The 19,292-nt window shown below is 50.8% G+C and carries 17 protein-coding genes and 1 tRNA gene; 1 reads left to right on the top strand and 17 read right to left on the bottom strand.

Annotated features, from left to right (window positions below; genetic code table 11):
* Window positions 1-2: 2 nt before the first annotated feature.
* The 13 genes from H9J30_RS15055 to H9J30_RS14995 all read right to left on the bottom strand — a co-directional run bounded on the left by H9J30_RS15055 (window position 3) and on the right by H9J30_RS14995 (window position 13,960).
* A complete protein-coding gene (locus H9J30_RS15055) occupies window positions 3-302 on the bottom strand; it encodes a hypothetical protein (RefSeq protein WP_240131728.1) in 300 nt (99 codons plus the stop codon).
* Window positions 295-1,317 carry a hypothetical protein gene (locus H9J30_RS15050; protein WP_240131727.1) on the bottom strand — a complete coding sequence of 341 codons (1,023 nt, stop codon included), beginning with the start codon at window positions 1,315-1,317 and terminating at the stop codon, window positions 295-297. Before H9J30_RS15050 ends, H9J30_RS15055 begins: the two co-directional genes overlap by 8 nt.
* A 14-nt stretch (window positions 1,318-1,331) precedes the next feature.
* Window positions 1,332-3,827: a hypothetical protein gene (locus H9J30_RS15045; protein WP_240131726.1), complete on the bottom strand. Its 2,496-nt coding sequence runs from the start codon at window positions 3,825-3,827 to the stop codon at window positions 1,332-1,334.
* 12 nt (window positions 3,828-3,839) lie between these two features.
* Entirely contained in the window at window positions 3,840-4,205 is a 366-nt protein-coding gene (locus tag H9J30_RS15040; protein WP_203432832.1) for a hypothetical protein, read from the bottom strand.
* Window positions 4,202-8,128, bottom strand: coding sequence for a tape measure protein (locus H9J30_RS15035; RefSeq protein WP_240131725.1), 3,927 nt, complete (start codon window positions 8,126-8,128; stop codon window positions 4,202-4,204). The genes H9J30_RS15040 and H9J30_RS15035 overlap by 4 nt, the downstream gene beginning before the upstream one ends.
* 119 nt (window positions 8,129-8,247) lie before the next feature.
* Window positions 8,248-8,994 (bottom strand): phage tail tube protein, encoded by a 747-nt coding sequence (locus H9J30_RS15030; protein WP_240131724.1) that lies wholly within the window; start codon window positions 8,992-8,994, stop codon window positions 8,248-8,250.
* Between the two features lie 20 nt (window positions 8,995-9,014).
* Window positions 9,015-9,455 (bottom strand): phage tail terminator protein, encoded by a 441-nt coding sequence (locus tag H9J30_RS15025; RefSeq protein ID WP_240131723.1) that lies wholly within the window; start codon window positions 9,453-9,455, stop codon window positions 9,015-9,017.
* Entirely contained in the window at window positions 9,455-9,895 is a 441-nt protein-coding gene (locus H9J30_RS15020; RefSeq protein WP_240131722.1) for a gp436 family protein, read from the bottom strand. The genes H9J30_RS15025 and H9J30_RS15020 overlap by 1 nt, the downstream gene beginning before the upstream one ends.
* A 2-nt stretch (window positions 9,896-9,897) precedes the next feature.
* Entirely contained in the window at window positions 9,898-10,347 is a 450-nt protein-coding gene (locus H9J30_RS15015; protein WP_240131721.1) for an HI1506-related protein, read from the bottom strand.
* A gap of 70 nt (window positions 10,348-10,417) precedes the next feature.
* Window positions 10,418-11,338: a Mu-like prophage major head subunit gpT family protein gene (locus tag H9J30_RS15010; RefSeq protein WP_240131720.1), complete on the bottom strand. Its 921-nt coding sequence runs from the start codon at window positions 11,336-11,338 to the stop codon at window positions 10,418-10,420.
* On the bottom strand, window positions 11,338-12,528 hold the full coding sequence (locus H9J30_RS15005) for a phage protease (RefSeq protein ID WP_240131719.1): 1,191 nt from the start codon (window positions 12,526-12,528) through the stop codon (window positions 11,338-11,340). The genes H9J30_RS15010 and H9J30_RS15005 overlap by 1 nt, the downstream gene beginning before the upstream one ends.
* Before the next feature lie 98 nt (window positions 12,529-12,626).
* Window positions 12,627-13,298 carry a hypothetical protein gene (locus H9J30_RS15000; protein ID WP_240131718.1) on the bottom strand — a complete coding sequence of 224 codons (672 nt, stop codon included), beginning with the start codon at window positions 13,296-13,298 and terminating at the stop codon, window positions 12,627-12,629.
* A gap of 209 nt (window positions 13,299-13,507) precedes the next feature.
* Window positions 13,508-13,960, bottom strand: a complete 453-nt coding sequence (locus H9J30_RS14995; RefSeq protein ID WP_240131717.1) for a phage virion morphogenesis protein — start codon at window positions 13,958-13,960, stop codon at window positions 13,508-13,510.
* A gap of 55 nt (window positions 13,961-14,015) precedes the next feature.
* Between H9J30_RS14995 and H9J30_RS14990 the strand changes: the two genes are divergently transcribed.
* Window positions 14,016-14,103: transfer RNA gene (locus H9J30_RS14990), tRNA-OTHER, on the top strand.
* Window positions 14,104-14,106: 3 nt separating this feature from the next.
* Here the strand turns inward: H9J30_RS14990 and H9J30_RS14985 are convergent.
* Genes H9J30_RS14985 through H9J30_RS14970 form a run of 4 tightly spaced genes read right to left on the bottom strand, consistent with a single transcriptional unit; the run spans window position 14,107 to window position 19,292 of the window.
* Window positions 14,107-15,459 (bottom strand): phage head morphogenesis protein, encoded by a 1,353-nt coding sequence (locus H9J30_RS14985; protein WP_240131716.1) that lies wholly within the window; start codon window positions 15,457-15,459, stop codon window positions 14,107-14,109.
* Window positions 15,452-17,068 carry a DUF935 domain-containing protein gene (locus tag H9J30_RS14980; RefSeq protein ID WP_240131715.1) on the bottom strand — a complete coding sequence of 539 codons (1,617 nt, stop codon included), beginning with the start codon at window positions 17,066-17,068 and terminating at the stop codon, window positions 15,452-15,454. Before H9J30_RS14980 ends, H9J30_RS14985 begins: the two co-directional genes overlap by 8 nt.
* Entirely contained in the window at window positions 17,068-18,708 is a 1,641-nt protein-coding gene (locus H9J30_RS14975) for a hypothetical protein (protein ID WP_240131714.1), read from the bottom strand. Before H9J30_RS14975 ends, H9J30_RS14980 begins: the two co-directional genes overlap by 1 nt.
* Window positions 18,708-19,292: a DUF3486 family protein gene (locus H9J30_RS14970; protein WP_240131713.1), complete on the bottom strand. Its 585-nt coding sequence runs from the start codon at window positions 19,290-19,292 to the stop codon at window positions 18,708-18,710. The genes H9J30_RS14975 and H9J30_RS14970 overlap by 1 nt, the downstream gene beginning before the upstream one ends.

Below are 19,292 nucleotides of genomic sequence, written 5' to 3'. Positions count from 1 at the left end.
AGCTATAGATTCACACGGTTAGCATCAACCAATTCACAGGTAACACCATCAACGATTTCAGCATTATAGTTTTTGTCATCATCCATAATGACCACAATCACCCCGTCTGTTGCTTGAGTGGGTGGTAACAGTAACTTGACGACACCACTAGGCGGAAAATCGCCAAGCCTTAAGGTGAAGAAAGTCGCTCTATCAATCACGGCGTATCGTTCTGCAAACTTATCTTGATTGGTTATCGTGAGTTGCCCAAGAAGGTATACACCTTTAGAAAGCGTAAGGGATGGCAATGTAAAACTAGGCATACCATTCCCCCGTTGAAAGCCACACTCTTGAACCACCAAAGTGATACTGAGGCATTAAGTGCCAGGTGATACCATCCGCCTGCCAAGTGTAAATATTCAGCTCATTGGCACAGCCAAAATATAATGAAATGTGCAGGCCCGGTAATTTCCCCCTCATAATAGGATGTAACATGCTGCGACAAGTGTTGTTTCCTGCGCTATCAAGATACTGCACGGCGGTAGAGGTGGCATTAATGTACGTTGACGATAAAGCAACGAATATTGGTGAGAAACACATATTAAAATTAAGCGGAGGAGTATTTGCAACTTTCGTTGTTTCATATCCAGCGTTAAATGGAAATGATTGTAGCAAGCAAAATAGCTTGGGATTTGTAAAGCTGGCAGTTTCATATAACCGCCCTAAAACAGAACCAGAATTAAAAGAGAATAAAGCATTGCCGCCGCCATTACTGGATAACGGAACGTCCGCCGAAAGGCTGCTTGAAGATATGGCGATAAATCGACTCACATCACCCGGCACAAAACTTTCATAATCTCCAATAAAGACATTAGGCATAGTGGCTGTTGTACCAGCTACCACGTTATAACCCGTTCCACTCCCCCAACAGACAAAATAAAAACTCAGTGGCGTGGCATAAATCGCCCAGCGATTAATATAACTATTTGCCGGAAAGAAAAAGTCGCGATAACTCACGCCCAGCGTTGTGCTCCAATCAGGATTGATTGAGTCGATAAAGGGCGCATTAATCATAAATAAGGTGTCATTAGCTATGTCACCCGCCGTTTTCGCCCAAATTTTTACAAAACCGCCAGAGCCATGTTCAGTGGAATTTCTCAATACAATGCTGTTAGCAGAGGCATCCTGAAATGGTGCAGTCCACCCGGCTCCCGGCTTAGAGCCATATCCATCAACAAGGCATTTCTTCAAAATATTGATAATTTCAGAAGGTTTGCGAGTACCAATCGAAGGCGCGCCCGCATCATCCCAGCGATATACTGTTGGTGTAAAACCCATAATATGACTCCTAATTAAGATTCATTGCCAAAGAATGACAGTACGGCTTTATCTTTGGTGATTTGACTGTGGCCAACCTGCACATTACGCAGCAGCATGATAGGTTTTGAGGCGGCAAAGGTTGGGAAGCGCAGCACTTCGCCTGCTTGCCAGCCACCGCCCCAACCGCCTTTTCTGAGGACAAAGTACGGGCTATTGGTTACTGGGTTGATTGGGGCAAAATCATTAAGGGTATCGCCTGAACCAATTTGGCCGAGGCGGCGACCTACGCAGCGGAATGCGCTATCACTGGTCATAATCAATGCCCAATCCTCGTTTACTGCGGTGTTGTTTTTCACCTCTATCGGGTAATCCACTGAGTTGTAATTGCCCGTGGCTTGAGCGCCGTCAACGTCCCAGTTATTGGCCCATGCGGTCATATCACGCACTTGGCCGACACGGGCCTGCAGGTCGCCAAGGATTTGCACACTGGCCACGGTGGCCCCTATCGGGTATTCACGGGATAATGGCTTAGCTAACACGATGGCGTTTTGGGTAAAGCTTGAGACTAATGCCAGTTCGCTAATCACATCGGTTAACACAAAGGGCGCAGCAAATCCGGCAAAGTCGCTGTTAATGGTGACAGTGCCTGCAGCCTTATTGACGGTGAAATGGGTATTTCCGCTGGTCCATAGGCTCGCCCCATTAGCATCGGTAATGTCGCTAAAGGCGGCGTTTTGGCGAATGTTATACACAGTGCCAGGCGTGGCGGTAACTTGCTGCACTTGTGAGTGTGAGATTGCCACGGTGCCCCACTGGCGGAACATATTCACAATACCATCGTTAGGAATACGCAGCGGGTTTAAACCGTAAATCTCAGCCGGTGGCAGTTGCCGTACTTGGTCGCTAATGTCATAACGCAATGTAGTTAAATCCACAGGGGCGCTAAAGGTCAGTTCGACAATACCACTGCTAATGTTGCCAGCAATCCCGCTACCCGCAACCACACCTTGAGCATTGGCTGAGGCGCTAATCAGCGCACGGTCTGAGATGCGCTCAACTTGCACATAAAAGCTTTCTAATAAGGGATTAGGCACGGCCAAGGTAAATTTTGCGGCACTGTCGCCTGCAGCCGCTGCGGCGCTCGATTCGACCAATCCCGCATAGGTAAAGGTAAACTCACCACGGCTAACCACTTGCTTAGTCACCGCGCCTGTTAAGTAGTTAATGGTGGCTAAGAGTTCAGTGCCATCATAAAGCTTGCCTATGGTGCTATCGCTACTAATCCTTTCATACACATCTTGGGCGGCATAGTTGGCATCCGCAAACACCGCACGGCCCTTAATACTGCCTACTGTTAATTGCTTATTGGCTGGGAACGGGTTAACACTTGAATAGATGCTGTACTTATAGGACGACACATAAAACAGGCTTGCGGTTGCCGCATTATTAAAATTTACGTTTGAATTTAATGTTACTGTGATATTACCCGTGCCAACTGTCACCGATTGAATGTAGCTGTTATACCCGCCCATACTCGCCGTAGGTACCGTGGAAACGGCAACTAGGCCATTATCATCAGTTAATAAATCCGGGGTGGTAAAGGTATAGCTATAGGTGCCTTTACTGGCGGGTTGGGTGATCACTTTGCGGATCACTTGGCTTACCGTGGCATCACCATTCTCACTGCCGCCAACAATAGTATTGCCCGGCTTTGGCAGTATGGTGGTAATGGCTGGCAGCAAGGATAACTGTGTCGCCCCCACGGCCAAATTTACCCCATTGGCCACGGCGGTTAATTTAGTCACGCCATGGAACTTAAGCGGTGATGCGGTGTTAGATAAGCGCAACTTAGTACACTTGGTTTGACCATTAACCTGCAGCGATGCCCAAGGGGTGGCAAAAGGGATCGGCGGCGAAAAGACCACGGTACCCACTTCGCCGTTAACAATTCGAGTGCCAATCACTTTGCAAAAATGGGTTTTGCGCGGCCAGTCGGCATTTTCTACCCCGGTATATTCCACGGTAATACAAATCACTTGGCCCACGGTGAGATAGGTGGTTTTCCAGTAGTCGCGGTCATTAAAGCGGTATGACGACTGCAAATAATCGGAGGAAAACGAGTTTTGATTCACCAGAAAGCCCGGTCCGCCTTCACGAATTAATTCCCCTGCAGTAACCGATGATTCGATAATTTCTTTCATATCGGTCATGCGAGAGGCGTCATTAAGCGCGGGGGATTCAATCATAAACACGTTTACCAGCGGATCGAGTGGCGGCTCACTGAAAAACACATGGGCCTGCTTAAGCTTGCCCGTGTCATTGGTGTAAAGCGTGGGGAACGCTTTGGCTATTTCGATACTCGATTGGGCATGATCGATATCAGAGATAGCATCAAACAGTTCGTTAATCTGCCCTGATTGCACAGCGTTGTTCGTGCGCTGGCCGCCAGCCTCATTGCTTGAGCCTAACAATTCGGGCTTGAAGATTTTTAAGCTATCGCGGGAAATTGGAGTCGGGGAAGTTGCCATATTAAATAGCCTTTAAACAGTGATTAACTTAAGGGTGATGGCATCAACAGCATCGGGTGCGCTGTCGCTGTAGTTAATGGCTGGAGCACCACTAATGGCTTGTTCGCGGTAATCCCAAATCACGTTAAATACCGTGCCGTTAATATCCAGATTGAAGCTTGTCGCCCCTTTCGTGCTGGCGTGGTTTTCAAGGGCTTCAAATAGGTTGATGGATTCGCCATCACTGAATAACACAATGGAACGCCCAGCCTGTTTAGCCGCTACTTCGATATGCTGCGAACCATCGAGGGCAAACTCACTCGTGCAAACAAAGGGCGTATAACCGATACGGTTAAGCCAAATAAATTGCGGTAGTTGAATAGTGTCTAGGGTGATCATGATGTCGCCTTAATCTGTTCAAGTTCGCGTAAAAACAGTTGCTTAAACTCATCCAATAAATCAGCCTTCAGCACATTACCCGAGGGCATCACCAGCTCTAGTCGATACACCTGCACACTGCCGCCAGTGTTTGGATTGTTGACCGATGGCGCTGGCGCTTGGCTGGCATTGCTGCGCGTGGAATTCGTCGCGGTACTGGCGCTGCTTGATACGCTATCTTTAGCCCGTGCGTTACGTTCAGCAGCCTCGGCTTCGATTTGTTTTAGTTTGGTGGCGTAGATTTGCTGACTGAGTTGCAGGGCTTCTTGGGCACTGGCAATGGACTCATTATCCTGGGCGGTTCGGGCAGCATCGAGCTGCGCCTTAAGCTCGGCCTGTTGCTGCTCATAGCGGCGCTTTTCGATAGCAGCTTGGTTATTGTTGAGCTGATCCATCTCATCTTTGAGACTGCCCAAGGTAGCGTTGATATCGTCACGCAGGCCAAGAATCCGATTGCGGGTTGCATCAATGGCGGACTGCAGCGGCTTAAGTTCTTCATCACCTAATTCACGGATTAAATAGCCGGACTCGCGACTGATTTGATTCACCCGACTAAGGGTTATCGTCGAGCTTTCAAGCTCCTCAGCCCACTTACGCGTCAGCAAGGTTTCATTAATGATCTGCTTTTCGCGGATAAAGGCTTGGTTACTGAGCTGTGCCAGCACGCCCCAAAAGCCAGTATTTACCCGCATATTGTTCATAATGCTTTTGGTCAGCTCATCGAGCCGAGCATTAAGCTTTTCGGTGCTGTCTTGGTTAAAGCTAAATTGCTTATTGAGGTGAGCATACGCACCCGCAAATAGGTTGACATACTCAGTGGCGCGGCCAGTGGTTTCCTCTAATTGCTCAAGCTCTTGGCGCTGCTCAGCTAAGGTTTTGTTGGTCTCTTTGACTTGTTCGTCAGTCTCTTGCTCACCATCTTGCAAGCCGCCCATTAGGCGTTGCAGTACGTTGAGCACTTGCACTAGGCGTTCTTTTTGCTGCAGGTACTCCTCAGCAGTAATGCCGCCATCCTTATAGGCTTTTTCGAGCCTCAGCATCTCATCACTCACTGCGGCATACTTACTTTTGATCTGCTCATAGTTAGCAGCCTCAAGCGCTTGTACTTCGCTAAGCTGCTGAGTTTGCACACTCAGCTTGCCCTGCAGGTTAATGAGTTCCTGTTGCGCTTTGGATTTTTCTTTGCTCGATACCGTCGAGCTATTCATCACATCACGGCATTGTTTTAAGCGCGCTTCGGTTTCGGCAACGGCACGGCTTAACTTCGCCTGTTCAGGTGAGAGTTCTTTAATGCTATCGCTATAGCCGTACTGCTTAGCCGTCAGATCACTTAACTCTTTAGAGAGTCCAAGGGTTGCCGCCTGCGCCTTTAGGGATTCTGGTACCACAGCACCAGTGGCTTCGGCAGCCGTGAGCGCGGCTTTTGCCCACGCTAAAAATGCATCCTTTTGCTGCTCAAGCGGTTCGCGGTTATTACGGATAAGATTAAAAGCAGCCTCAGCCTTATTGGTCGCCTCAATCAATGCTTGGCTGCTGGTGATGCCTAAGTCTTTATAGGCTTGCTCTAACGCTGCAGTCCCTTTGGCCGTGGCATCGAGGTAGCTTTGCTGCTCTTCAAATTTTGCCCGCAGCTCTGTGAGCAGTTTTACATGGCCTGCATACTCTGATCCCGCCGCTTTTAAAGGTTCTAAGGCCGCATCAATTTGGCGAATAAATCCGCCCATACCGCCTTTAACATCATCAAGGGTTTTAACCTGATCGCTTAATGTTAAGGTCAGGCGCAGCGCTTCATCGACGGTCAGCTTAATGGGTTCAACCACTTCAACCGCAACCTGCTTGACTTCCTCCATAGCTTTGGCGGCGTTCTTCCATTTACCGCTGGCATCGTCATAAATCAGCTTGCCGTCATCCACTGCCTTGTTGAACTCGGCCATAGTGGTAAAAGCTACGCCCGTTTGCTCGCTTAAATCCTTAAGGGAAAACGCCAACTGTTTTGCGCTAGCCGCTGCTGTACGTTTGGATTTAGCCAAGGCTTCTTCGGCGATCAGCAGCTCTTGGTACACCCGCGCCAATTCAACCAGTTCATTGATTAATGCCAGGTATAATCCCGCCTTAGCTGCAGCGGCTAAGGCGGCTTTTAATTTACCAGCCGCTAGAGTGGCGGTTTCACTGGCGACTGTTGTGCCTGCAATAGCTCCGGTATACAGACGCATCACACCAATGGCTGCATTAGCACCCGCGATCACATCACTAAAATAGCTACCAACTTTTAACGCGAGAAATGCCTTAGCCACAAACCCGATTTCATCACGGTAGTGGTACAGCATGGCCGCGCCATCTTGCACCGCAGAGCCAATACTCACGATGGTATCGCTGATTTGCTGCGCCCATTGCTGTAAACGGCCGTCGCTTGCCATGGCGGCAAACTCTTGGTTTAGCTGGCTGATTTGCCCCTTAAGCCAATCAAGCGCGCCGGACTGAGCCACTAAGTCGTAAAAGTTTGTGAGATTATCTTTAAGGTTAGAAACTTGGCCACTGAGTAAAGCCATTTGCGCGGCGGCACTGCCGTTGCTGGCGCGGCCCATCTCATCGATAAGGGCTTGGATAACATCACGCCCCAGCTTGCCTTGGCTGCTTAATTTCTCCAGTTCGAGGCTATTCTTGCCCGTGACCTTCGCCAGCATGTCCCACACAGGAACGCCGCGCTCAATCAGTTGCAGGATCTCCTCGCCCTGCAATTTCTGTTTTGCCCAAGCTTGGCCTAAAGCCAAGGTGATCCCCTCGACCTCTTGAAACCCGCCACCGAGTTTAAAGGCTTGATCCACAATCGCCTTCATAGTGCCATTCATCGGGTCAAGGCCAAAGGCTTTGGCTTTTACAAACGCTTGGTTAACTTCATTGAGTTGCAGTGGTACATCGATGGCGAATTGCTTTACCCAAGCGGTAGCTTGGCGGCCAGATTCAAAGCTGCCCATCACGGCGTTCATCTGCACGCCCAGGCGCTCGAATTGATCCCCAGAGGCAAAGATGTCTTTAACGGCTTGGGCTACACGATCAAAGCCCAAGTATGCGCCCGCTAAGGCGGTCACTTGGCCGATCACACCACGCAGGCTGGCAGCATGATCGCGGGCACTGGCATTGCCTTTATCTAACTGATTAGCAAACTTATCGACATTGCGGCCAGTACCGTCAAATTCGCTACTTAACTTGCGCTGTGCGGTGGTGAGGTTGTTATAGTCAATACCCGATTTGGATAAGGCATTTTGCAACTTAGTGTGACTGGCCGATTGCTGCGCCAACTCGGTGCGCATCTGCTCCAGCTCTTTTTCGGCCACATCGATGGAGCGAGCCAGCTGCACAAAGGGGGCGTCGGTTTGGCTGGCACGCTGCTTTAAGTCCTGCAGTGCTAATGCTGCAGCTGTAACCGCAAGCTCTTGTTGCTCAAGCTCATTGCGGGAGCGCTTAAAGGTGTTGATCAGGTCTTGCTGATTAGCCAGCTCATCGAGCTTATTGGCTAAGACATTGGCCTTTTGGCTGGTCGATTGGCTGCTATCGCCAACATCATCCAGCCCAGTGGCTAAGGGCTTAAGCTCATTAGTGAGCTGCTCGGTTTGCGTGCGAGTATTGCGGCCGCTTTGGGCAACTTGGTCGAGCTGGTTACTTAAGGGATCAAGGCTGTTTTTGAGTTCATCAACTTGATTCGCGCCCGCTTGACTGGCGTCGCTAACGCTATCAATTTCATCGGCTAAGGCTTGTGTCTTAGGATTCGCCGCATCCGACTCGGCCCCGATGCGCTTAAGCTCATCGACCAAGGCGGCAATATGCTGCGTGCCCGTGGCTTCGGCCACGATCCGCAGGGCGAGTTCTAAGGTTTTATCAGCCATGGTTATCTCGTTAATGCTCTCGTTAGTATCTAAATATTCGGTGTTTAAATGGCGGTTAAAGGGGGATTAAAGGGCATGGCGATTGAGTCCGGCCATGCCCTTGAGTTAAGCAAAACCGCTTAGGTATCCAGCTCTAGGTACTCGAACGGATGATCCTTACCCGCCACTAACTGGGCTTTACCCGCAAGGGTGGCGCTCACAAACTCACTGGCGGCAAAGTCCAATGCGGCAGTGGGTTTCAAGCTGGCATCGAAAATATCGAGCTTTATCGGCTTACCAGTTTCTAAGTTGGTACCCTCCCCAAACACGCGCGCACGGGTTTGGGCCTTAATACCACCGCGCACCAAGGTACCGCTGATCGCGTTATGCTGGCCTGAGACAGTCACTGCACCACCTGCTTCTACCGCACCGCCTTTAAGGGCACGCACTAAACCGAGGGCATAATTAACCTCATAGTCAGTGCCCAGCACTAAGGTGGCCGCGTCTTTCTTTACCGCAAACCCTAGAGTGGCAAAGTTAGTTTTAGGTAGCTGCACCCAACGCTGATTATCAGGTAAGGTCACGGCCTCATCGGTTAAGGTACCGCTGCCCGAGTTGACCACTTGGGTATCACCAAGCAGTGCCATAGCAATAAGTTCGGCGGGTTGATCGTCGAACGACCATTCCACCTCAACTGGCTTGGCAATATTCACCACGCTTAAGGCTTGGCCGTAGCTTTCCTTCTTGCGACTGCCACGCACTTTTTCATCGGCATCGGCTTTGATAGCGAGCTTAGTGGTGTTAATGGGGCCAATGATCCCCGTTGATTGCCCTTGGGCATTTAAGCGGTCAACAAAGAAGTTGCCTGCGACTAATAATCCACTCATGGTGAAATCCTCTTAGGTTGTTAAGGTTTGAATCGTAAAATCACACTTAACGCCACAGGGTAATAACCGTGGCTTTTAGTGAAACGGGGTTTAACAGCACTGTTAACGCGCACAAAGGGGCCAAGCATCTGGCCATCAACCTGAGCGGACTTGCTCACCACCGCGTTTAATAGGCTGACTAGCAGCTCACCTGCGGGGCGTTCGTGGATGGATAAACGGCACGCCAGTACCACAAGCCAGGTCTGCTTAACTTGGCTGCTGTTGCCGCCTTGGGCGGTCTCCTGCAAGCCATCGCCCAGATACAGCACATGGGCGGCGGGGGTGATTTGGCTGCGCTCATCCACTTCGCTTAGCTCATTAGCTTGATAGATTTTTTTCAGTTTTTGGCTAGTGACTAATGGCTCCAGCAATTGGGTTAACGCATCACCCGCAGCCAAGTAGTTATCTTTAATCTCAAACATCAGATAAACCCCTTAGCTGACTTGCGACCAAACACACTGCCCGCGCTTTCGATGCTGATAACCAACTCGCTTTGGCCTGCGGTTTCGCCCGTTGTTGCCAGCCCTAAACTGATATCGCCCTTGCTCACTGCGGTTAAAAACTTCACCACGGCGGCATAGCGCTTCTCGACTTGTTCAGGGGCTTTGTCGCCATACAAAAAGTAACGGGCGATATCGCAGCAGTTACGCTCCAATACGGCGGGAACTGTGGTTAACGGCAGCACGTAACGGCCTGCGATATAGCCATCAATCTCAGCCGATGCATCTCGCAGCGCTTGCTCCAGCAAAGCGAGATTGATTTCCCCTGGCACACTGTCCTCGCGTTCGGTCAGCAGGGTTAAATCCTGCTCACCAAAGCGACTCAGCATATTGTCAGGGGTGGCATACATCACTTGAGCCATGGCTATTCACCGTCAGCGGTAGCGGTAAATGCAGCCCATTGCGCATCACGTTCAGCAGCACTAATGAATTGTCCCATTAAGGCTTCTAGGGCAATGCATTGCGGCTTACCGCTTGAGGTAAAGTGCTCTTTGTTTGCCTTGTCGAGCTTGGCAATCGCCTCGGCAAAACTGAGTGACACTGACGCTGTGGTGGTAGCGGTGCTGGTTAGTGACGTATCACCGTTTGGAATGTCCAGACTCCCCGGCGAATCCACTGCCATTGAGGTCTCGAAAACCTTAAGGCGGGTATCAGCTTTAATCGCTGCGACTTGTTCAGCCGACAGCTCGGCCAACAGCAAATGGTTATCGCCTTTGTTAAAGGCCAAGCCCGCACGTCGATAGCCATTGGGCTGACGACTAACAACCATAAGGACTGAAACTTGCTCTTGAGTTTGATCAGAAACTTGGGCCATTTCATTGCTACCTCGTAAAGTAAAAACACAGTGATTGGGTGGCACGTCCCTGTGCCGATTCGATTGACGCTTACAACTGCGGAACCACTAACAGCTCGACCTTGCCTTTCAGCTCGTTCTCCACCGTGGTGCCGTTCTCATCGATAAGCTCTCTGGTCAGTAACTTAGTGGCGGCCTGTTCCAGCGAACTTGGAACAACCAACAAAGTTGGACGGATCTTGAGTTTCTTACCGCCATCACGTTTGAAGGCTTTCATCTTCTCGATGCTGTCCCACAAGTTGGTGGCGTTGAGGGCGCGCTTGTTAGCAAAGGCCATTTGCCAGAAGCCAAAGCCTACTTCACAGCGCATATCGGTACCGAACTGGAACTCGTTGTGAGTCCATACCGCAGGATCAGTTGGATTAAACAAGGTGTTTAAATCCAGCTTGCGGCGCTCTTGGAAGATCACAGGCTTAAGTGGGCGGGTCGTATCGAGTAAGAACCAAGGCTCCCCGGTATAGGCCGCATCTAGAGCCATATTGGCCACTGAAACATTGGCCCCGGTGCCATCGTGCTTTTCGTTAACGGGATGGTCTGTATCAAAAAAGTTCTGCCCGTCGTAACACAAGGTGCTAAAGCCAGCGGCTAATAGTTCAAACACCAGATCGTCGGGAAACTCTTCACCTTCCTGCGCTAAGGCTTGCACCATAGGCTTATAGGTACCGATAACCTCGTCCTCTACATCATCGCGGCTGATCCCAATGGTGGTTTCAAAGGTACGGTTAGTGATTGAGTAGCCATGCTCCTTGATGGAGTTGATCACACGGGCACCAATCCACTCCCGCATCGTCGGCATCGAACCTAACCAGCCATAGGTATTGGACTTAGTATTGCTTGGCACGACTGAGGCAATTTTTAAATACAGTGGCTCAGTCTTGGTCAAAGCATTTTGAAACTCGCTACGCACCATAGTGCGCAGGGCTTGTAATACTGCAGCATTAATCGCGGCCATTATTTTTGCTCCTGTTCAGCGGCCAAAGCTTTAGCAAAGTCAGCGTGCGACATGCCCCAAGAATCGGCCAGTTTGATTTGGTCGGCAGTCAGTGCCGCGAGTTTGGTGTCCTTATCCTTGCTAGGATCGGGAACTGTGGTGGTTTGCTTGGCCGTTAATGCGGCAATAGCCACACGCTCACCCAAGTTGGCAGTGAGTGCCGCCATGGATTGCTTACCTAGGTCGATAAGATATTGGCGCTCACACTCAAAGGCTTTACCCGCATCAATCGCTTCCTTAACGGTTTGTTCAACCGTAAGCACACCGTTTTCAGCAGTCAGCGCCACCAGCTGCTCGCGCAGTGCATTCACTGTGGCAATGGGGACGTACTTAGTTAGGTCAATGGTTGGCGACTTGGCGCTTAGTGCAGCTACTTCTTGCTTAAGGCCATCGACACTGCCCGCCGCTTTAACCAGATCATCAATGCGCTTTAACGCATCGTTAAGCTGTGCTTCGGTTGGCTCGCTACCGTCGGCAATCTCAATACCTAGGGCGGCTAACAGTTTCATTAATAGTGGATTCACATGGAGTCCCTCCGATTTGGGTGGATGAGGTAAAGCATTTGCATTGAGAGTGGCCAGTGCAGCCAGCGCGGCGAGTGGCTGCAAACCATCCACACCTGGGCGGTTAGTTAACGCAGCAGAATGGATAAACTGGGGGCGGCCTGTGGCCTTGTCGTATCCAAAGACCAAAGAGAAATAGCGATACTCTTTAGCACTGAGGTGGGCGATAGCGTTATCGGTAAAGCGTGGCTTAACAAACAAGCCTTGGCCTGGGCGATACTGCACATCATCGATATGGAACCAGCCAGAAGCAGGCGCGGGCTGGCCGTTTTGTTCTTTGTTGAGGGTTTGGTGTTCGTAGTCGATAACCAGATCACCAGCTTGGTGTGGGGTGTTTGCCTTAAGCGCAGCAAAGGCGACCTCATCCATTAACCATTTGCCACCAGGCACATCTTCGGGGCGACCATCTACGGCGTTAAAATGGCCATCAGGCAATGCCTGGATATAACCATCTTCACCGAGTTGGAAACCCGCGCTGGTACTGCTAGCACTTGTATTAACTACTAGCGCACTGCTTAAGGCTGCAACGCCAAGGGCTATGCCAATTAAATGAGCAGGGCTTTGGTTAGTGGTTTTGGTCTTTGACACAATGGCACTCTCAATAACATTGGAGTGCCCATCATGATCGAGTGGGACTAACTAGCGGATTGGAAAGGTTTCGGGATTAATTAGCCTCTACCAAATCCTTATAACCTAGGACATTTATCTTCGTGGCTGGGGTGGTGGAGGCGGTGATATCGGCATTGGTTTGTCGCCCCTGACGTTCCGTGCTGGTGGAGGTGGTGGAGGCGGGGGAGGGTTACGTTTATCTGACATTCTATTGGTTCCTTTTTTTGGGGGGTTGTTTTGGATTCGTCGACAATCAGTTTGTATGGAATAAGAGTTAGGAATGCCAAGCAAAACGCGATACCTGAAAACAGTGTGACCATTGTAATACGTTTGCTTTTGATATCATTGTTCAAAGCGTTAACGGTTGCGTATTCTTTATAGCTATTTAATAGCCAATTATTAAAGTGGGTCTCGCGGTTTTTTTGAGCGTTAGGAAAACCAAAGTAATTCTTTCTTAGGTCTAGATAATATTGGTCGAGCGTTGAGGCGGTATGAAATAAAAGATTTTTACGGCCATACCATGCCCTATAAAAAAAATAACAAGCAACACTTAATGAAAGACATGCGAATACCCAAAGTGCCCAAAATAATTTCATTTCGACATTGGAAAAAGCAATAGGTATGTTCTGGAATACAAATGCAAGTAATCCCCCAACGGCGGCAAAAACCGTTAAAGGAACATTCAAGCGGGCGTTAAGTAATTCGCCTCGATTTACCTCTTCCTGATATAGCTTTTCATACAAAGCCATCCTTTGCTCTATCTTCAATCTTTCTTACCTAAGTCAGTGACTAATCAGCTTTATTGGAAACGCTCTCTGGAAAACCAGCATAACCTAGTTTAAAACCCGTTTAAATCCTCCTTAAATCATTTAAGTGGTTTTTTGATAAGCCGTTATACCAAGTTGTGCATTACACCGCTTAAATCGCGTTTTATGAAGTTAGAGCAAATCACCGTGGTTTAGATTAAGTATTCCCCCAAGATCCCTAGCATGGACTGTTCATCCTCACGGCTTACACCTAGGTATGGCCGTGCCGGAATCCCCGCTGGGCCTGCGGGCATATCGTCGGTGCCACCAAACTGGTGAATAGCGGCGTAGATTTTATTGCTACCAATCGCCGCCCAAAAGTCGCCACTGTCGGCTGTTACACTGGCAGCTAGCCCTCCAGCACTGGCCTGCAGAATCTTGCCGCCTTGACGTTTGGGGCTGGCGCGAAGATAGGCATCACTTAATGATGCCCAAGCTTGACCTGTAACGGGATCGGCCTCGGCCTCAAAGGCACCTTCGGTAGCAGACTCCAGAACGGCGGCAATATCGTTCATGGGTTCGCTTAAGTCATCGAGCTTATCTAGTAAACTCCCTAGTATTTGCAGCACGGGGGAATCACTTAAGACGATTTCTACCTTGTTCATTTTTCATCCTTCACACTGTTAACCGCTGGCTACAGTGATATACTGATCTAGCGAACGATGTGTACTCTTAAGTGGTAAAGCAGACTCGATTAAGCGCTTAGGCGTAAATCGTGTGTATGTGGGTTCGACTCCCACCATATCGTCCGCTATTCCTCCAGCTTGCCCTGTAACAGTTCATACTGTCCGTGCTTTAAGTCCACCGCATTGATCTTATAAACGTTGATCACCGCATCCATTGCTTGCTGGCGCTTCATCTTCCACGCGCTATTAATGATCACTTTAACCTTACGTCCATCATCCTCAGTAGCATAGACATACAACAAATTCTGGTTCTTGCTATCCCACAGTACGGCCTCGGGTTGTGCCAACATCAAGGGTAATTGCTGATACTCATCCCGAGTTAATGCCACCCCCTCTTTGATATGACGTGGGCTATCTGCGTGCACCAGCTGCTTCTCGCCAATGGCAAGTAACGCCGTGGGTTCTGCCCCTAAACGTGCAGTTACCGCAGCTTGGATCGAGGGCGTCATAAAACCTAACGCCTGAACGCCTAAGCCTGGACGCCGCTTTTGTCCTGGATGAGTGGCAAGTACTTCACCCGTCCACTGGGCAAACTGGGCTTGGCGCAGTGGGCTGTTATTGAGGGTTTGAATAAACTGGGCGCGGGTATCGAGGGATTGAATACTGCCAAGCTTTTTCGCCACGGCCACGTCGGTACCAAAGGCGGCTTCGCCTGGACTATAGGCCCAGCCTAAATCGGGACTCATGCTGCTGCCATCGGGCAGATCAATACGTGCATGGGGCACGGTTAATACTTCACCCGTGCCGCGCGCGACTGTCTCGGTATCAAAGCGATGGATATAACCTTCGCCATTTTCCACCGTCAGGCCCATGGCCTTCACCTGCGCCTCGGTAAGCGCCCGAACGCGGCAACGACAGCCCCAACCATTTGGCGGATAGATAATGTCCCATATCGGATCGTCAAAGCGGAATACTTTACTCCTCAGCCGCGCATGGGCTGGCCGTGTTTGGCCGTCATCAATCGCCACATACTGCCAATAGGGGTGGGTTTTGCTGCGTGACAACATGCGCCGATAGCGCCCAGCCATGTAGGCGGTTTGCAGGTTTTGGCGGTAGATAGTGTTTAAGCGGTAGGGACTGCCCAGCTGTACTTCTCGTTCAACACCTGGCGACGCTTCAATGACTTGTTTACCCCACCACCCGAGCTTTTCAAGCTGCGGTTTAAGGTTGGCCTGAAACTGCTTAGCGGTTAACCCTTGGCTTAGGGCCGCATCAACCTCATTGCGGATCGCCGTGAGCACATCCATTTGTGTAGCCTTTGCCACCGTAAACGCACGGGCATGGGCGCGGGTCCAGACATCTTGCCAATCGTTACTGATAGCAAAGCCTTTGGCACGAAAATAAGCCACCGCATCGGCAGGGGCTTGGTTAATAGCAATGCTTAAATCAACGGCTTCAGGCACTCTTTGTTCAGGCATTAGCCATTCCCCACAGTTCAGCCACAAACATTAACCGCGCAAGTGTTTCGGTAAGCTGCTCGGTATCCATGTTGGGATAGTCCTGTTCCAGCTGGGCGCGCAGCTGCTCTGGCTCGCTCTGCAGTTGTGCCAGTAATGGCTCTACCATCGCCATATAGGCTTCACTCATTTGCCCTTGGGTGAGTGCATCGAGCGCCTTATCTAAAGCGGTTTGACTGGGTTCATTTAACGAGGCATCTAGCTGCTGAGCGGCTCCCTCTTTCGCAGCCCCCTCTTTCGCATAGAGTGCTGCCAAGGCCGTCTGGCTGGCAGCAGTGGCATTAGGGTCGTCCTGTTGGATCACCAGCACAGCTTCGCCATTAGCAGGTTTAGGTATACGGGTCTTTTCATGCAGCCAGTTTTGCGGGATCTGCATGCCCATACTCACAAACGCCCGCAACGGATAGGCCAAGGCGCGTAAATCTTCGGCCTCGGTGGTATCAAACACTAAGCGCGGGTGGCGGCGATGGCTGTGGTAGCTTTTGCAGTTAAGTGCATAGAGGGGCGCAATTAAATCACGGGTAAGGGTTTCGGCAATCAGTGCAAGGTCGGCATCACGCAACTCTTGGCGTACCTCGTTATGCACGTTACCTAACGCATTGGTGGAGCTTTTACCATCGGCTTGGGTGGTTAAGGTGCCGCCCAAGATAACCTTGCTCATGGTCTTTTCAGCCCATGTCATCATGAGTTCAAACGGATCGGCTTGACCTGTGGCGGCGCTATGAAAATCCATTACCATGCCCTTGGGCATAATGCCGCCCGCATTGTGGCCAATGCTCATTACCGCGTTTAATAGCGCACGCTTTTCCGCGTCGTTGGCTCCCGCTGGATACTGACCAATGCGCAGCGGTAAACCGTAGATCTCAAGGAACTCGGCCAAGTCGCGCACACTGTAGTTTTTAAAAATGAATGGCCAGATCAACTGGCGTACCAAACCACTGCGGCTCACATAGCCCGACTTGGCGGGGTGAATATGCTTGATCCAACCAAAGGGCCACAACTCTGCCCCCTCAACACTTGAGTCACATAGGCGCAGCTCGTTGCGGTGGTCGGGGTGGGTCATAAACCACGAGGGATCGCGATACTCTGGCACCTCGATAAACCACTCGCCCAGCTCACGCGACCAGGCAAGCTCGTGCATGCTAAAGCCCTTGAGAATGGCATCACTCATCGACTTAATCAGTGACTTAAGCCAGTTGCCTTCCTCCAGCATTTCTTGCAAGTACTCTGTATCCTGCTTTTCTTGCGCGCTGGGGTTACGCGGTGGCACAAGATAAAAATCCACACCGAGGAGTGCCCGTTTGCGCTTATCCAGCTCGGCATAAAGATGGCCGTCTTTCTCTTCGATATCCTCGGCTAACTCACATTGGGCGATAAGATCCCCTTGCTCGGCGCTCAGTAAAATACTGGCAGCACTGGCGGGCGTTAACCCGCTGCTAGGATGATTGCTAAAGGTGCGGTGTAGCCCAGCTAGGCGCACATCGTCGGTTTGCAGCTCCTTGGCCTCACGCTGTTTAAAGGGGCGACCACTGGCGTCTAAAATCCGTGATTCCGTTGTTTTCTCTTGCATTACCAGCAACCTCGCTGCAGTTGATGATCATCATCCTCATGGGCACTTGCATGGGCATTTGGATTGCGGTGATCACTCTTAGGGATAGGGGTAAATTCGATGGGCGCACCATCGAGCGTGGTGGCATAGATCATCAGGAATAAACTGATCGCAGCATCGCCGTGGCGTTCTTTTTCTTTGCCTGTGCGCACATCACCAAGGCATGGGGTGCCACGTTTGTTAATCACCAGCGCTTGCAAGTCGGCACGGGTATCGTCATCACGGGGAATAGTGAGCAGTGCATCTTCAAAGTGGGACTTAAAGCGCGGCATCTGTTCGCGGTAAAAGCTCTCCGACAGCATGACACACTCGATCACCTCGGAGCCGTAACGGTCTCTGGCGTACTCAGCCAGTGCTTGGCCATTACCGCGTGCATCCATAGCACCACCGCGCAAGCGCGGAAGGCGATCCACAATGTAAAACAGGATCTGCTCTTGTTGGCGAAAGGGAATATTTTTAAGCTCGACCTGCAGCTTGGTTTTAATATGTAAGTCTTGGGCTATTTCGCCCACATCGATCACGGTTAAGTCGCCACTGCGGGCAAAGTCCTCTCCAAAGACATGGGGGCGTGACTGGTCGAGGGTAAGCAGTATGGGCAACAGCTCGCGGCTACACCAGTCAGCGATCTCGGCAGTTCGTAACCCCTCTGGCCATTCACCAAAGTCGTTCTTTTTCTCAAGCCGGATAACTGGCCCACTCTGTTCAATGCTTGCCATGCGAGACTCAATCAAGGCGCGGCTTAGGTACGAACCTCCACCCGATTTAGGTACGCAGAAGTACTCTTCCAGCGCGTCCTCTTCTGTAGCGGTGGCCTTAAGCAGCTTGGCTTTCCACTCATCTTCGGCGGCTTGGCTCCACGCTATGCCACGGATTTGGCAGATACGCTGGTAAAGCCCATCGCTACAGGCATCATCCAAGGTGACACGGTGAATACTGTAGTCTTTCTTACCTGCACGGGAATCGTTAATCAGCTCGTTAAACAGGTTATCGATACCGTTATGGGTAGAGATAAGGCGCACTTTTGCGCCCCACATAGTGAGCGCCAGTGCAGCCTTAAGGACTTCGGCTAAACGGTCGTGGAATGCGGCCTCGTCAATGGTGACATTGCCTTGCATACCGCGCAGGTTTGAGGGGTTAGAGCTGAGCGCTTGGATTTTAAAGCCAGAGGCAAAGTAAATGGCAAAGGTCAGGATCTCTTTGCCATCTTGGCCATCATCGACAAACATTTCCTCTTGGATTTCGCCCGCTGCTTTGTCGAAAACCTTGGCCCACATGGCAGCGGCATCGATAAACTCACGTGCCATCTCCTTGTTACTGCCCACATAAAAGTGGTTGGTACCGCCTTGGCCACGGGCTGCGCCAGCGGTCAGTGCCGCGTCGGCGGCTTCGGCCCACGTTAAGCCGGTGCGGCGGGATTTTTCGGCAATCTTGAGCGGCGACTCGTCGGCTATCCAGCGCTTTTGATAACCGAGCAGCACCTCTTTAGGATCAAAGCGACTTAAGCAACTTGCCTCATACGATGGATCAAAGCTGCTTGCCGTTGGCGTGATGGCTAACGCTACCGCTGTGGCCACACCGAGAACTTTGCTTTTAATCGTCATTATGCAATACCCAAGATTTCATTTTTTAGCTGGGCCACGGCCTCGCGGGTCAAGCCAGCTGACTTGGCCACCTTCTCGGCGGCATTGGCAGCCTCGGTGGCAAAGGCTTGGCGAATCTCCTTCTCGCGCTTATGGCTGGCCATGGCGGCAGACTCCAAGCGTTGCACCGCCAGCATGGCATCTTTAATCATGCCTACGTCGGCAGCTTCGCCCGTTTCAGACTCGTTTAACAGGGCTTTAAATAGCTGTGAACGTGCCATTTCAAGGATGAGTTTAGTGACTTCGCCCGTGGGTTTATCGCCCAGTTCTGCCGTCCACACTTGGGTGATCTCGCGCATTTCCCTTAGGGATTTACCTACGGCTTCCATTTTGGTGGCATAGCGGTTAATACCAGCGCGAGACAGAAAATTATCCTTAGGCAGTCCTGCTGCTTTGATAAGGGCATTGATTTCTTCAAGTAACTCAGTCTGCTGAATAGAACCATCGCGCAGCCCAGCATCGAGGCGTTTGCGGATATTGGCAGGCAGCAAATCCACTTTAGAGCGGCGGCCTCGGGTGGGACTGTCGGTATGGGATGCTGCCAT

Source organism: Shewanella cutis, assembly GCF_022410515.1.
In the GTDB taxonomy this organism is placed as follows: domain Bacteria; phylum Pseudomonadota; class Gammaproteobacteria; order Enterobacterales; family Shewanellaceae; genus Shewanella; species Shewanella cutis.
Note: the sequence above shows the minus strand (reverse complement) of the source record. Positions and strands in the feature narration are given on the sequence as shown.